General features: G+C 62.2%; 17 protein-coding genes. 14 read left to right on the top strand and 3 right to left on the bottom strand.

What is annotated here, in order from left to right:
- Positions 1–123: 123 nt before the first annotated feature.
- The 6 genes from HH303_RS11525 (at position 124) to HH303_RS11500 (ending at position 5,833) form a co-directional block, all read left to right on the top strand.
- Positions 124–1,263: a hypothetical protein gene (locus HH303_RS11525; protein ID WP_169625481.1), complete on the top strand. Its 1,140-nt coding sequence runs from the start codon at positions 124–126 to the stop codon at positions 1,261–1,263.
- The gene (locus HH303_RS11520; RefSeq protein ID WP_169625480.1) at positions 1,260–2,654 is read left to right on the top strand and encodes a hypothetical protein; all 1,395 of its coding nucleotides are present in this window, start codon (positions 1,260–1,262) and stop codon (positions 2,652–2,654) included. The genes HH303_RS11525 and HH303_RS11520 overlap by 4 nt, the downstream gene beginning before the upstream one ends.
- Positions 2,655–2,951: 297 nt before the next feature.
- Entirely contained in the window at positions 2,952–4,232 is a 1,281-nt protein-coding gene (locus tag HH303_RS11515) for a type III PLP-dependent enzyme (RefSeq protein WP_319637392.1), read from the top strand.
- Between the two features lie 86 nt (positions 4,233–4,318).
- Positions 4,319–4,918 carry an imidazoleglycerol-phosphate dehydratase HisB gene (gene hisB, locus HH303_RS11510; protein WP_169625479.1) on the top strand — a complete coding sequence of 200 codons (600 nt, stop codon included), beginning with the start codon at positions 4,319–4,321 and terminating at the stop codon, positions 4,916–4,918.
- Positions 4,919–5,093: 175 nt separating this feature from the next.
- Positions 5,094–5,423, top strand: a complete 330-nt coding sequence (locus tag HH303_RS11505; protein ID WP_169625478.1) for a hypothetical protein — start codon at positions 5,094–5,096, stop codon at positions 5,421–5,423.
- Positions 5,424–5,647: 224 nt separating this feature from the next.
- Positions 5,648–5,833, top strand: coding sequence for a (2Fe-2S)-binding protein (locus HH303_RS11500; protein WP_169625477.1), 186 nt, complete (start codon positions 5,648–5,650; stop codon positions 5,831–5,833).
- A 257-nt stretch (positions 5,834–6,090) separates the two neighbouring features.
- Here HH303_RS11500 and bfr read toward each other — a convergent pair whose 3' ends face one another.
- The gene (gene bfr, locus HH303_RS11495) at positions 6,091–6,573 is read right to left on the bottom strand and encodes a bacterioferritin (protein WP_169625476.1); all 483 of its coding nucleotides are present in this window, start codon (positions 6,571–6,573) and stop codon (positions 6,091–6,093) included.
- A gap of 201 nt (positions 6,574–6,774) precedes the next feature.
- On the opposite strand from bfr, the gene hisH reads away from it, so the two are divergent.
- The 6 genes from hisH to HH303_RS11465 are packed head-to-tail and all read left to right on the top strand — an operon-like array spanning position 6,775 to position 10,359.
- The gene (hisH, locus tag HH303_RS11490) at positions 6,775–7,407 is read left to right on the top strand and encodes an imidazole glycerol phosphate synthase subunit HisH (protein WP_169625475.1); all 633 of its coding nucleotides are present in this window, start codon (positions 6,775–6,777) and stop codon (positions 7,405–7,407) included.
- 32 nt (positions 7,408–7,439) lie between these two features.
- Entirely contained in the window at positions 7,440–8,174 is a 735-nt protein-coding gene (gene hisA / locus HH303_RS11485) for a 1-(5-phosphoribosyl)-5-[(5-phosphoribosylamino)methylideneamino]imidazole-4-carboxamide isomerase (protein ID WP_169625474.1), read from the top strand.
- Between the two features lie 3 nt (positions 8,175–8,177).
- The gene (gene hisF / locus HH303_RS11480; protein WP_169625473.1) at positions 8,178–8,960 is read left to right on the top strand and encodes an imidazole glycerol phosphate synthase subunit HisF; all 783 of its coding nucleotides are present in this window, start codon (positions 8,178–8,180) and stop codon (positions 8,958–8,960) included.
- Between the two features lie 10 nt (positions 8,961–8,970).
- Positions 8,971–9,303 (top strand): phosphoribosyl-ATP diphosphatase, encoded by a 333-nt coding sequence (locus HH303_RS11475; protein ID WP_169625472.1) that lies wholly within the window; start codon positions 8,971–8,973, stop codon positions 9,301–9,303.
- A 12-nt stretch (positions 9,304–9,315) separates the two neighbouring features.
- Complete coding sequence (locus HH303_RS11470; RefSeq protein ID WP_169625471.1) at positions 9,316–9,966, top strand: LysE family translocator; 651 nt, start codon at positions 9,316–9,318, stop codon at positions 9,964–9,966.
- Positions 9,967–9,987: 21 nt separating this feature from the next.
- Entirely contained in the window at positions 9,988–10,359 is a 372-nt protein-coding gene (locus HH303_RS11465) for a histidine triad nucleotide-binding protein (protein WP_169625470.1), read from the top strand.
- 31 nt (positions 10,360–10,390) lie between these two features.
- Here HH303_RS11465 and HH303_RS11460 read toward each other — a convergent pair whose 3' ends face one another.
- Positions 10,391–10,594 carry a hypothetical protein gene (locus tag HH303_RS11460; RefSeq protein WP_169625469.1) on the bottom strand — a complete coding sequence of 68 codons (204 nt, stop codon included), beginning with the start codon at positions 10,592–10,594 and terminating at the stop codon, positions 10,391–10,393.
- A 102-nt stretch (positions 10,595–10,696) separates the two neighbouring features.
- Complete coding sequence (locus HH303_RS11455; RefSeq protein ID WP_169625790.1) at positions 10,697–11,956, bottom strand: glycerate kinase type-2 family protein; 1,260 nt, start codon at positions 11,954–11,956, stop codon at positions 10,697–10,699.
- An 82-nt stretch (positions 11,957–12,038) separates the two neighbouring features.
- Between HH303_RS11455 and HH303_RS11450 the strand changes: the two genes are divergently transcribed.
- Both HH303_RS11450 and HH303_RS11445 read left to right on the top strand, forming a co-directional pair.
- Positions 12,039–12,953 (top strand): pseudouridine-5'-phosphate glycosidase, encoded by a 915-nt coding sequence (locus tag HH303_RS11450; RefSeq protein ID WP_227421726.1) that lies wholly within the window; start codon positions 12,039–12,041, stop codon positions 12,951–12,953.
- 216 nt (positions 12,954–13,169) lie between these two features.
- Positions 13,170–14,702 carry a methyl-accepting chemotaxis protein gene (locus tag HH303_RS11445; RefSeq protein WP_169625468.1) on the top strand — a complete coding sequence of 511 codons (1,533 nt, stop codon included), beginning with the start codon at positions 13,170–13,172 and terminating at the stop codon, positions 14,700–14,702.
- The last annotated feature ends 68 nt before the right edge of the window (positions 14,703–14,770 follow it).

Genomic DNA, 14,770 nt, shown 5'->3' with positions numbered 1-14,770 from the left:
CAAATCGTGTTACAGGATTTGGGCTGCCATGGGACCAAGCTGAAATGGACCTTGGCGGCGTGGGGAAAACGGGGATTTGCTCGGCAGCATTGGTTGACCGAGCGTAAGGGCTTGGCGGTTGGTATGAACAGCGCAGGATCATCAAACGCGAAGAAGGGCGGGGCTGGTACTCTTTTGCCGCCGACCTTCCTGAAGCGTGGAATCTTTCTGCCCTTCACCACAACCGTGGTTCGCTATGCCCGGCTGCGAAGAGCAGGCGGAAGCGGCTTGGAATTCCTCATACCGGGCCTGTCCGGCGGCTTCGAAACCTATATCATCCCCTATAAGGTCCTGCCGGAAACCCTGAACCTGTCCGTGCACGACCGGGCGTTGCATGAGGAAATGGCGCAACTGCGCGATGTATCGCCGGTGGGTATCCGCGCCCTGGGCCTTCGGGTCGCCGCGACCGGGTTGGGCGGTCCGGTTCTGGCCCGGCGCGCGAAACTGGAATTGGACAATGACCGCATCCATCCGACGCAGGTGCTGTTCGCCTTGGTGCTGTCCGCCATCCGCCAACTCGCGGCCAGCCATCCCGGCGCATCGTCCCTGACGGCCGAATCCCTGGCAACGCCCGACGGTATGAAATTGGCCCGCGAGGCCTTAGGCGGCTATGCCCAGACGATCGGCGAACGCGGCGACAAGGTTTACGCCAAGCTGGAAAAATGGTCGAAAACCATCGCGCCGCTGGGCGCTCCGGACGGTTTCGCGGTCGGGTATCTGACCCTTCGCATCGTCGATCTGGAAAATCTGGCCAATGAATTGACGAAATGGCTGATCCAGGAACCCCCGGAAACCGCGGAGATGGCGCAACGGACGGGCACCGCCATCCGCGCCGCGGTGGAAGCCGCGCGTGCGACTGTCGCCAAGGTCGATTCCATGGCGGAAAACATGGCCGACCCCTTGCGAACCTTCGACGAGGCGCATACCGCGATGGCCGAAGCCGTCAGTCGCGTTTCCTATATTTTGGATGGTTGGCAGCGGATTCTGGACATGTGGACCGCCGCCCGGTCCGGGGACCGCTTCACCCAGCGCGATACGCTGGAGGAATTCTGCCAGCACTTGCCGATCCTGCCGCAGGAGGCGGTCGGCAATAAGATCAGCCTGTGGGAAGGCCTACGCGAGAGCCAGGCATTTTGGCGCCGCAACAGCCAAATGAATCTGGGCGCGGATCTGGACGAAGGCACCCGCGACAAGCTGTCCAATTTCCGTAAGGAAAACGTATGACGAGCGCGGCCGATCAGCTTCGCGGGTTTCTGGAGCAGCTCCCCGAGCGGGATCTGAAGATGCTGGCCGCGAAGATCGAACTGGACCGGGGCGAAAACCGCTTCGGCATTCCGCATGACGCGATCATGGCCTTGCTGCGCCCGCGTTTGGCGGAAATCCGCGCACCGCGTATTTATACGCCGCAACGCATGTTATGCCTGCCCTTCGAAGATATTCTGGTGTTTCAGGATCCCGACCCGAAGGAAATGGGTCGGATCGCGCGGGCCTCGATCGGACCGATGTGGAAACTGTTGCTGGAAATCGCCGGGGAAGACTGGGAGAACGCGGCCATCGCCTTCGAACAGGCGCAAAAGCGCACCGATGAGTTGGAAATCAAGAAATCGGCGTCGCAATTGTGGCGGGTCGCGGCGCAGAAGCTGCGGGAGTGGGACGACAGCCTGGGCAAGGATCCGATGGAAGTGCGCGCCGCCGCGAAGAAGATCGGCGGCACGCGGCGCCTGGAGGATATCCGGGAGATGTGCGCCTTGCTGGAAATCGCGGATACCGTCGAATCCATGAAGTCGCTGCTGCCGCGCAAACCGATCCTGACCCTGAGCCAGGAGCATGTGAACGTCGTCAAACGACACTACGACATCGTGACCAAACAGAATCCGGGCAGCGAAGTCTATCTGTTGTTGGCGCTGATCGGACGGCTGTTGCAACCCTTCCCCGTCTTGAAAGTGTTCCGCGCGCTGTCCCAGAAGCTGGACGATACGCTGGCCGCGCGCGCGGATCTGGGCGTGGCGGGTGAGATCGTCATCACCGCCCTGGAGCGCGACGCCGATGCGGTGGCGGAAGCCGCCGATCAGCCGAATGCGACGGAAACCGACGTCGTCGCCAAGGCGAAACGGTTCGCCAATGCGTTCAAGGGAATCACGTCGGATATCGGCATTCGCCGCGACGGCGAATGGGGCAAGCGCATGTATGGTTGCCGCGGCAAGGTCAGCAACGCGGTGGAAAACCTCGTTCTGTCGACGGCGCAGGAGGTTATCCTGTCCGTCTTGCCGAACCGGGGCGGCGGCACGCCGAACTTCAACGACTTCCCCGACGAACGGAAATACGAAGCCGCCGAACGCCGCGCCCAAGCCCTGGGCGATGCGCATCGGATCGCGGAACAGATCGGTCTTCAATCCGCTTGCCAGAGCAAGGTGAACCAGCTGCGCAAGGATTTGGAAAACTACGCCGCGAAGATCATCGAGCGCCTGCCCAAGGTCGATGTCGACCATAAGGCGGAAGCCGGGGCGCATCTGGCAACCACGGTCCGGCTGGTCGAACTGATCACCAGTTCGGACACCGCGGATCTGCTGCGCCGCCGGGGCAATGCGGCCCTGTCCAAGAAGATTTTGGACTGACGGTTCCCGCCCGCCCGGTTTCGCGCGCCTCATGCATTTTTCGCATGGCTCCTCGCTAAAAATCGATTTACTCGCCGTATCCCTTTCGGGATATACGCGGTTTCACAAGACGCTCGACGCACGTGCCACTGGCCCCTGCGATTGGGAGAGGCCTTTCCCGGCCCGCCCCGATCCTGTTCAGGCGAAAACCTGGATGGGTGTACGTAACGACGGAGGCGTCCTTTTTGGACTGACGAGGTCCGGTACCTGCCGATTGACGGCATGAGGCCGGACCGCATCCGGAAGGGAGTGCCGGGAATGGGTATCGTATTGGGCGGCCAAGCGGCCGCCGAAGCTGCTATTGCATCCGAAGCCAACATCGTTTCGGAAGAATTCCACCACCACCTGGACGCCGACTGGGGCGGCCTGCGACTCGCGGAAGCCGAAGCGCCGGAACCGACCGCGCTGACCGCGCGTCTGGCCGGGTTTTTGGCGGATACGCGTTTCGAACGCCCGACGCTGGTCATGGACCTGAACGCGGTCGCCGATCGCTATCGCTTGCTGGCCGATGCCTTGGGTTCCGCCAAAATCCACTATGCCGTGAAGGCGAACCCCGCCCCGGCCCTGCTGGCGCGCCTTGCCAAGGCCGGGTCCAATTTCGACGTGGCGAGCCGCGGTGAAATCGAACAGTGCCTAGCGCTGGGCATTCCGGCCTGCCGCCTGTCCTTCGGCAACACGATCAAACGCCGCGCGGATATCGAATTCGCCTATGCCGCCGGCGTCCCGCTGTTCGCCTTCGACTCCCCGGCTGAACTGAAAAAACTGGCCGACGCCGCGCCGGACGCCTCCGTCTATTGCCGCGTTCTGGTCGATGGCACCGGGTCCGAATGGCCCCTGGGCAAGAAATTCGGCTGCGCCGACGGTCTCGCCGAGGAACTGCTGGTCCAGGCCGCCGAACTGGGCTTCAAACGCCCGGGGATCAGCTTCCATGTCGGCTCCCAACAGACCGACCTGAATGCCTGGGACCGTTGCTTCGCCCGCATTCGCGCGCTGATCGACCGTTTGGCCGCGCGTGGCGTGGATATCGGTCTGGTCAATCTGGGCGGCGGCTTCCCCGCGACCCTGATCCGCTCCGCCAAGCTCGACCCGAAGTCCTATGCCGAAACCGTGCGCCAGTTGGCGAACCGTCACTTCGGCGACTTGGATGTCGCGCTGATCGCCGAACCGGGCCGCGGCCTCGTCGCCGATGCGGGCTGCATCGCGGCGGAAGTCGTCCTGGTCTCCGAAAAGGGCGACGGCGACCCTCGCCGCTGGGTCTTCCTGGATATCGGCAAGTTCTCCGGTCTGGCCGAAACCATGGACGAGGCCATCCGCTATCGCTTCGAAACCCCGGACAATACCGGCCCGATGGGGCCTGTCGTCCTGGCGGGGCCGAGCTGCGACAGCGCCGATGTGTTGTATGAAAAGACCGAATACGGCCTGCCGATGACCCTGCAGGAAGGCGACCGTATCTGGATCCTCAGCACCGGGGCCTACACCACGACCTATTCGTCGGTCGGCTTCAACGGCTTCCCGCCGCTGGACACGATCTGCATCTAACCTGAGCCGCGGTTCTACGCGGATGCTGGCCTTTCCGTTTTGTTCCTGCTAATCGAAGGCGGAAGAAACGGAAAGGCTTTAAGCATATGCGCACGGCATCGGTTGAACGGAACACCAACGAGACCCGCATTTCGGCGACCGTCAATATCGACGGCACCGGTCGCTATGACGTGGCGACGGGGATCGGATTCCTGGATCACATGCTGGAACAGCTGTCCAAGCACAGCCTGATCGACCTGACCCTGCGGGCCGACGGCGATCTGCATATCGATTTCCACCACACGACCGAAGATTCCGGCTATGTCGTTGGGGAAGCGGTGCTGACGGCGGCGGGCGACCGTAAGGGGATCGAACGCTACGCCCATGCCTATATCCCGATGGACGAGGCCCTGACTCGCGTCGCCATCGACTTTTCCGGTCGCCCGGCCCTGGTGTGGAAAGTGAATTTCACCCGGCCGAAGCTGGGCGATTTCGACACGGAGCTGTTCAAGGAATGGTTCGCCGCTTTCGCCCAAGCAGCGGGCGCGACGCTGCATGTCGAAAATCTGTATGGCGAAAACAATCACCATATCGCGGAAACCTGCTTCAAAGGCCTCGCCCGCGCGTTGAAGACGGCCCTGACCATCGATCCGCGCAAGGCGGATCAGGTACCGTCGACCAAAGGGACTTTAGGCGGATCTCTATAAAACTTTAAATATCCGGAATGGCCCGGAAAGCCGGCGTTCCTTAAGTAGCGCACGGCGTTTGGAACAATCCCGGACGTTGAAAAACACCTGTGCCGCGACAACCTAGCATGTGTTGCGCACCGCGATCCGATCGCGGATGCGTTATGCGTCTCGTCTGTATTTGAGGAGATTTATCATGCGTATCGTTCTTTCCGCCGCCGCTGCCGCCCTGGCCCTGAGCGCCTGTCAGTCGACGGGGTCGTCCATGGCGCGCGCGCCTGAATTCTATGTTCTTCTGACGAAACCCGCCTGCGATGCCCGCGCGTCGAACGAACCGATGCAGTTGTTCAGGGACCGCCCGTCGACCGCGGATGTCGAAGGACCGTCCCGTGTCCTGGCTTTGCCGACTACGCAGGACCGTTATGACGCGGTCGTGGCCGATCCGTCGCAGGATGCGGTCTTCCTGACCCAGAACGAATTCATCATCGACCTGAACTGCAACGCCTTGCGGCGCGGCGGCGTCTAACGGAGCGCCGGTCCTATAGGAATGGCGAACTCTAATAGGATGGCGGAGTCCGGAAGACCCCGCCATTTTCCTTTTTGCGCCTGTCACGCACCCTGCCGGATCGAGGACGGGCCATCACAAATTTTCCGCAAATGACTCTCATTTTCGCCTATAAGTGAGATTGACAATCATTATTAACTGATTACATTTCGCATCGTTAGGAACAGCCTTTTCGGTGCGTCGCCATGTATGTCTGCATTTGCAATGCCGTTTGCGATAAGCGCGTGTCCCAGGCCATCGACGCCGGTCACGACGAACCTGACGCCGTCTACGCCGCCTGCGGGGTAACGCCGCAATGCGGGAAATGCGCCGAAACCATCGAAGAAATGATCTGGACCAAGAAAACCGGCGTTACGATGGCGGCGGAATGAGCCTGCGGGCTTGGACGGTTCGATCCGGGCGAACGGGATAGGCGATGTATACCTATCGAAATATGCGGAAATGGATAAGGGCGGCGGACCGCCTGCACAAAACGCCGCGGCCCGCACGCCCTAAACCCGAAGACCTTACCGCCGATAACACGCCAAGCGACGGCGACGAAATCCGCAAACCGGATACTTCGTCCCCATCCACCGACACATAACGCCGCGCCGGAAGATCGCCTGTCAGCGACTCGGCGCGGGCGTCATCAGGACTCGTCGCCCTTGAACATATGTTCCTGCAGATAGTTCTGCAGGCCCGTGTCCTTGATCAGGCTCTGTTGCGTTTCGATCCAGTCGATATGTTCTTCGGTATCGTCGAGGATCTTCTCGAAGATTTCGCGGCTGATGTAGTCGCGTTTTTCCTCGCAGATCGCGATCGCATTTTTCAGACCGGCCTGGTTCGCCATTTCCAACGCCAGATCGCCCGTGAACATTTCCGGCACCGTCTGACCGATTTTAAGGCGGCCGAGGTCCTGCAGATTGGGCAGGCCGTCGAGCATCAGAACCCGTTCGATCAGGTAGTCGGCGTGTTTCATTTCACCGATGGATTCTTCGTAGACCTTGGCTGCAAGCCGTTGGAATCCCCAGTCCTTCAGCATGCGGGCATGCAGGAAATATTGGTTAATCGCCGTCAGCTCGTTCTTCAGAATGAGGTTGAGCTGTTCGATGACCTCTGGTTCGCCCTTCATATCGTCATCCCTTCATTATCTCGAATCGTTGTGGCGTCAAACTACGCTCACAGCGTAATTTGTCAATAAAAACAATGACTTGCAATTGATTATGACTTTGATTCGCAGCCCGTCATTCGCGAAGCGTGCAGATTTGTTATGTAGCTGCTAAATACGGCGCGGGAAATTTTCCGCACTTTTCCAGTTGAAGCGAGGAACGGCGTGCGCACCGTCATTGTCGATTACGGATCCGGTAACCTGCATTCCGCCGCCAAGGCCTTCGAACGGATGGCGGCGCCGGATCAGCACATCCTAGTCAGCGACGACCCGACGGAAGTCGCGCGCGCCGACCGGATCGTGCTGCCCGGCGTCGGCGCCTATGCGGATTGTCGCGCGGGCCTGATGCGTATCGACGGTCTGGCGGAGGCGATCACCGACGCCGTGATCGGCGCGGGCCGCCCGTTCCTGGGCATCTGCGTCGGCATGCAATTGATGGCGACGGTCGGGGAAGAACATGGCGAAACGCCGGGCTTCGGCTGGATTCCGGGCCGGGTGACGGCGATCACCCCCGACGATCCGGGTTTGAAGGTCCCGCATATGGGCTGGAACGATCTGACCCATTGTGCCGACCACCCCGTGCTGAAAAATGTCGGCGTCGGGGCATACTGCTATTTCGTGCATTCCTTCCACCTGAGGACGGACACGCCCGATACCTGTCTGGCGCAGGCCGATTACGGCGGGCCGCTGACGGCAATGGTCGGGCGCGACAATATGGTGGGCACGCAGTTCCACCCGGAAAAAAGCCAGGCCCCCGGTCTGCATCTGATATCCAATTTCCTGAACTGGAAGCCCTAACCCCGCTTTATAACCCCGACGAAGGTCCGACCATGATCCTGTACCCCGCCATCGACCTGAAGGACGGCCAATGCGTGCGCCTGCTGCGCGGCGATATGGACGCGGCGACCGTGTTCAACGCCAGCCCGGCGGATCAGGCCGCCAGCTTCGCCCGGGCCGGGGCCGACTGGATTCATGTGGTCGACCTGAACGGCGCGTTTTCCGGTCAGTCGGAAAACGGCGATGCGGTGTCCGCGATTATCGCGGCAGCCGGGGACAAGGTGAAAATCCAACTGGGCGGCGGCATCCGGTCCGTCGACCATGTGGCGGCCTGGCTGGATCGCGGCGTATCGCGCGTCATTCTGGGCACGGTCGCGGTGAAGCAGCCGGATATCGTCACCGCCGCCTGCACCGCCTTCCCGGGCAAGGTCGCCGTCGGCATCGACGCGCGCGGCGGCAAGGTCGCGGTCGAAGGCTGGGCCGAAACCACGGAACAGGACGCCACCGACCTCGCCAAACGGTTCGAGGATGCGGGCGTCGCCGCCGTCATCTACACCGATATCGACCGGGACGGCGCGATGCAGGGCGTCAACGTCCAGGCGACCAAGGCCATGGCCGATGCGGTCGCCCTGCCGATCATCGCGTCCGGCGGGGTGTCGTCCCTGGACGATCTGCGCGCCCTGAAAGAGGCGGGCGGCATTGCCGGGGCGATTTCGGGCCGCGCACTGTATGATGGGCGGATCGACCTTGCCGAAGCGATGGCCCTGCTGGCGGAAGAGGAAGCCTGACCCATGCTGACCGTGCGTGTCATTCCCTGCCTGGACGTGAAGGACGGCCGCGTCGTCAAGGGCGTGAACTTCGTCGATCTGCGCGACGCGGGCGACCCGGTCGAACAGGCGAAAGTCTATGACGCCGCCGGGGCGGACGAATTGACCTTCCTGGACATCACCGCCAGCAGCGACAACCGCGACACCCTCTTCGACGTCGTGTCCCGAACGGCGGAAGTCGCCTTCATGCCGCTGACCGTCGGCGGCGGGGTCCGCAAGGTGGACGATATCCGCAAGCTGCTGCTGGCCGGGGCCGACAAGGTGTCGATCAACACCGCCGCCGTGAAACGCCCCGACTTCGTAAAAGAAGCGGCGGAACGGTTTGGATCGCAATGCATCACGGTCGCGATCGACGCCAAATCCGTCGCGCCGGGCCGATGGGAAATCTTCACCCATGGCGGGCGGGAAGCGACCGGCATCGACACCGTCGCCTTTGCCGAACAGGTGGTCAGCCTGGGTGCGGGGGAAATCCTGCTGACCTCCATGGACCGCGACGGGACGAAGGCGGGGTTCAACCTGCCGCTGACCCGCGCGATTGCCGATGCGGTGTCGGTCCCCGTCGTCGCCTCCGGTGGCGTCGGCACATTGGATCATATGGTGGAAGGCGTTACGGAAGGTCATGCCTCCGCCGTTCTGGCCGCCTCCATCTTCCATTTCGGCGAATTTTCCATCGCCCAGGTGAAGGCCCATATGGCGGCGGCGGGCGTTCCCGTCCGCCCCGTCGACGGCGGCACCGCCGCAGCCTGAGGAGAGCAGCATGAGCGATATCGACGCGACGGTCCTGGACCGGCTCTTTGCGACCGTTCAATCGCGCAAGGGCGCCGACCCGGAAAGCTCCTACACCGCGAAACTCTTTACCAAGGGCCGGGCCAAGATCGCCCAGAAAGTCGGCGAGGAAGCCGTCGAATCCGTGATCGAGGCGATGCGGGACGACAGGGACGCGCTCGCGTCCGAAAGCGCCGATCTGCTCTATCACCTGCTTGTGCTTTGGGCCGATGCGGGCTTGAAGCCGGACGAGGTCTGGGCGAAGCTCGACGCACGGGTCGGCACCTCCGGCATCGCGGAAAAGGCGTCCCGTCCGAAGGACTAAGGAGGGGGCGTCATGGATTTTCACACCTGGCTGATTTTCATGGGCGTTTGGATCGCGGCGGGAATCCCGCTGGGTCCGAATGCCGTGAACTGCATCGCGGTATCCTCGACAGCCGGTTTCAAGAATGCGCTCTGGGGTGTCGTCGGTATCCTGTTGGCGGCCCTGTGCTTCATCGCCGCCGTTTCCGCCGGACTGGCGACGGTTCTGGTCGCCAATGCCTATCTATTCACAGTCTTGAAGCTTTGCGGCGGGGCGTATCTGATCTGGATGGGGTTTGCCCTGTGGCGGAAATCGGGCCGTATCGAGTTCAACGGCGCGGACCAGCGCGCGAAAACGCCGTTTCAGATCACCCGCGCCGCCTTTCTGATCTCGCTCAGCAATCCCAAGGCCATTCTGGCCTACGGTGCCGTGTTCTCGCAATTCGTCGATCCGGCACGCCCCTTGGGCGGCCAGTTGGCAATCCTCGTCCCGACGGCGCAGTGCATTACGGCGGTAATCTATATCTGCTATAGCGGGCTTGGTACGGGAATCCGCCGTTATTTGCAGTCCGCCCGCCGCCGCTTGATTTTCAACCGCACGATCGCGGGATTTTACATCTTTGCCGGGGGCTCCCTGATCACGGCGGAAGCGATGGATATCGCGACACCCACCCCGGCGCGTTGACACGACAGGAAATACAGACCGATGGCTTACGACGATCAGAATATCTTCGCGAAAATCCTGCGCGGGGAGATTCCCTGCAACAAGGTGTATGAGGACGAATACGCCCTCGCCTTTCACGACATCGCCCCGCAGGCGCCGGTGCATGTGTTGGTGATCCCGAAAGGGTCCTATGTGTCGATGGCGGATTTTTCGGCGACCGGCTCACCCGACGAAATCGCGGGCTATTTCCGCGCCATCGGCATCGTTGCCCGTCAACTGGGCCTGGACGAGCCGGGCTACCGCCTGATCGCCAATCACGGTCGCGACGCGCATCAGGAAGTGCCGCATCTGCACTTCCACATCTTCGGTGGCCGCAGCATGAAGGGAATGGTGCCGAAACCGGCGGAATCCTGACCCGCGTCGGGACGCGATAGGCCGGACGGTCTTAGGCGCGGCGGAACAGCAGCGCGAACAGGGCCTTCGTCGCCTTGACCGGGGCCAGATCGGCGACTTCGCTTTCGATTTCGCCGAAGGCGTGGTCGACCCAATCCAGCGCGTCCTGCACTTCCTCACCCAAATCGGCGAAGGCGGCCAGAAGATCGTTCTCGTCGAAATCCTGGGTCTGCGTCAGGCTGTTGGTATCGATCATCGTCGTCATCCTCATCGCTTCGGCAAAGCCTGCCGCAGCTTCATGAGGCGCAGATGTACCAGCGCTCTGTTACGGATTGGCGACGATTCCGGGATGATTTCCTTACGAAACCAGCACGGCCCGGAAGTCGTTCACATTGGTCAGTGTCGGCCCCGGCACGATCTGGTCGCCCAGTGCCGCGAAGAAGCCATGGGCGTCATTGTCGGCCAGCGCCTTCCTGGGGTCGATGCCCCGCGCCAGTGCCTTTGCCAGCGTATCCGGCCCAATGACGGCGCCCGCGACCTCCGCCGCGCCGTCGACGCCGTCGGTATCGCAGGCCACCGCATGCACCCCGTCCAGCCCCTGCAAGGCGACGGCCAGTGCCAGCGCGAATTCCGCATTGGGACCGCCCGTGCCCTCGCCCCGGATCGTCACGGTCGTTTCCCCGCCGGACAGCAACAGGCACGGCGCGGGTACCGGCAATCCGTGTTCCCTGATCGACCGCGCGATCCCGGCCATGACCTGCGCGACCTCCCGGCTTTCGCCTTCCAGCGCATCGCCGAGAATGAGGGGCATTATCCCGACTTTCCGCGCGAGATCCGCCGCCGCTTGCAAGGAAGCGAGCGGCCGCGCCGCCATGACACTCGTGCATTTGGCGAAAACCGGATCGCCGGGCTTGGGCGTTTCATTGGCCGGATCGGACAGCGCGTCGCGCACCGCCTGCGGCACATCGATCCCGCGCCGATCCAGGATGTCCCGCGCATCGGCAAGGCTGGTTCCGTCGGGCACGGTGGGGCCGGAGGCGATGACCGCCGGATCGTCCCCCGGCACGTCAGAAATCAGGATCGTATGCACGCGCGCCGGATAGGCGGCGCGCGCCAGACGCCCGCCCTTCACCGCGGACAGATGTTTGCGCAGGCAGTTCATTTCCCCGATCGCCGCGCCGGAGCGCAGCAACGCCTTGTTCACCGCCTGCTTGTCCGCGAGCGTCAGGCCGGGCGCGGGCAGGCTCAACAGGGACGATCCGCCGCCGGATATCGCGCAGATCAGTAAATCCCCCTCGCCCAGGCTTTCCGCCAGGTCCAGGATGCGGCGGGCCGCGTCCTCCCCCGCCGCATCGGGCACGGGATGCGCGGCTTCCACAATCTCTACCCGCTCGCACGGAACCGCATGGCCATACCGCGTGACGACCAGCCCCTCCAACGCATGCGGCCAGGCCTTTTCGATCGCCTGCGCCATCAGCGCCGACGCCTTCCCCGCACCGACCAGGACAGTGCGCCTTCCCGGTTCGACCGGCAGATGCGGCGGCACGCATTGCAGCGGGTCCGCCGCCGACAGCGCCGCATCGAACAGGGATAGAAGAAAGCGTTTGGGGTCGTGCATATCGGTTCCTTTGCTAGCGCCCCCTAGATAACCGAAGCGCGCGCGTATCGCCATCTTGTCGGCGGTCGCGCCGGATGTCAGCATGCGGGTCATGATGGACAGCCTTGAAATCCTGCCGGAGATCGCAACCGCCCTGGCCGAGGGTCGCCCCGTCGTGGCCCTGGAATCCACGGTCATCGCCCATGGCCTGCCGACGCCGACGAATCTGGAAACCGCCGCCGCGATGGAACAGGCGGTGCGAGACGGCGGCGCGGTACCGGCGACCATCGCCGTGCTGGACGGGCGCATTCGGATCGGCCTGACCGCCGATGACCGCGCGCGGCTGACCGAACCCGGCGTCGCGAAATTGAGCCGACGCGACCTTGCCGCGACGCTGGCGTCGGGCGCACCCGGCGCGACCACGGTTTCCGCGACCATGATCTGCGCGCATGTTGCAGGAATCCGCGTCTTCGCAACCGGCGGGATCGGCGGCGTCCATCGCGGCGCGCAGGACAGCATGGATATCTCCGCCGACCTTTTAGAACTGGGCCGTACGCCGGTTCTGACCGTATCTTCCGGCGCGAAGAGCATCCTGGATCTGCCGCGGACGCTGGAATACTTGGAAACCCAGGGCGTTCCCGTTCTGGGTTACGGCACGGACAGCCTGCCCGCCTTTCACAGCCGGGAAAGCGGCCTGCCGGTCGACCGTCGCGTGGACAGCGCCGAGGAGGCCGCCCGCATCGCGGACCTGCATTGGCAGTTGGGGCTTGGCGGATTGCTTTTGTGCAATCCGGTGCCGGAGGACGCCGCCCTGCCCGGTCAGGATGTCGACGCCTGGACCGACGCCGCCCTGGCGCTGGCGGCGGAGGCTGGAATTTCCGGCAAGGCCGTCACCCCGTTCCTGCTGTCCCGCGTCGCGCAGGCATCGGACGGCAGAACCCTGCGGGCCAACACCGCCTTGCTGATCGCCAATGCCAAAGTCGGGGCGGCCGTCGCTGCGGCACTGTCGCGACAATGACTGTGTTTTGTGGGAGAACGCCCAGCTTTCCATATCGTGGGCAAGAAAAAATATTATATTTATCAATATATTAAACCACATTTCTCTATTTCGACCATTTATCAATTCACCCCCGTTTGGGGGTATTTTTCGTTCATATTGTTGGATATTTCAGGGTCACTGAATTGAACGGCCGTGTGGGGGAAGCGCACGGCATTTTTGTGGAGACGACCTAAGATGCGACCCTCACGGCAACACACGACGACTGTTCGGCGACTGTTCGGCAATGCCGACTTGTCCGCCAAGTACCAAGCCCTGGACAATATTCAGGCGGTTATCGAGTTCGAGCCGGACGGCAAGATCATTTCCGCCAACAAGAACTTCCTGGGTCTGATGGGCTATACGCTCGACGAAATTCGCGGCAAACATCACCGCATCTTCGTCGATCCGACCTATGCCGACTCCTCGGAATACAAAGAATTCTGGGCTGCCTTGAATCGCGGTCAGCCGCAAAAGGCCGAATTCAAACGCTTGGGCAAGGGCGGCAAGGAAGTTTGGATCGAGGCCTCCTACAATCCGATCGTCAATCGCCAGGGCAAGACCACGAAGGTGGTTAAATTCGCGATCGACGTGACCGACCGCAAAAGCCACATGGCCGACCTTCAAGGGCAGTCGAACGCGATCGATGCGTCACAGGCCGTCATCCAATTTTCGATGGATGGAACCATCCTTCACGCGAACAAGAACTTCCTGGACGTGATGGGATACACGCTCGACGAAGTGAAAGGGAAGCATCATCGGATGTTCGTCGAAGCGGAATTCGCCGCCAGCCCGGACTATAAGAAAATGTGGGACACGCTGAACAAGGGCGATTTTCTGGCGGCGCAGTACAAGCGAATCGGTAAGGGCGGCAAGGAAGTCTGGATCGAGGCCTCCTACAATCCGATCTTCGATTTGAACGGCAAACCCTATAAGGTCGTCAAATTCGCCACGGACCTGACGCCGCGCAAGGCGGAAAACCGGAAGCTCGCCGACGATTTCGAAACCAATGTGAAGGCCTTGGTCGACGAAGTGTCGGGATCCGCGATGGAAATGGAAACGACGGCACAGGGCTTGGCTTCCGCGGCGGAACAAACCAGCAGCCAATCGAACGTCGTGGCGGCGGCGACCGAGGAATTGGCGGCATCGGTCAACGAAATTTCCAGCCAGGTGTCCAATTCGACGGGCATCGTCAACGACGCCGTCTTGGAAGTCCGGCGGTCGGAGGAATTGGTCGCGGGGCTGGTCGAGGCCGCCGCCAAGATCGGCACGGTCACGGCGATGATTTCCGATATCGCGAACCAGACCAATCTGCTGGCGCTGAACGCCACGATCGAGGCAGCCCGCGCCGGAGAGGCCGGAAAAGGCTTCGCCGTCGTCGCGTCGGAGGTCAAAACGCTCGCCTCTCAAACGGCGAAGGCAACCGAAGAAATCGAATCCCAGATCGCGGGCATTCAGGACGTCAGCCGGTCGACCGCCCAAGCGATCAAGGGCATCGCCACCGTAATTCAACAGGTGAGCGAGATCAGCATATCGATTTCCGGTGCCGTGGAAGAACAGTCCTCCGCCACGTCCGAAGTCGCGGCCAACATCTCCGGCGTTCAGGCGGCGGCCAACGAAACCGGCGGCGCCTCCAGCACGATGCTGACCGTCGCACAGTCGCTGTCCAAACGGTCGGACGAATTGAACAACCGCGTCGAGGCGTTCCTCGGCAACGTCCGCGCGATGTAACACCCCTTCCGTTACGCAAATGAATACGGCGGACCGGCACCCAACCGGTCCGCCGACCGTTCGCTTCT

Origin of the sequence: Pacificispira spongiicola (assembly GCF_012926505.1) — a bacterium.
In the GTDB taxonomy this organism is placed as follows: Bacteria; Pseudomonadota; Alphaproteobacteria; order UBA8366; family Aestuariispiraceae; genus Pacificispira; species Pacificispira spongiicola.
The sequence above is the reverse complement of the archived record's forward strand: the minus strand, read 5'-3'. Positions and strand labels throughout refer to the sequence as shown.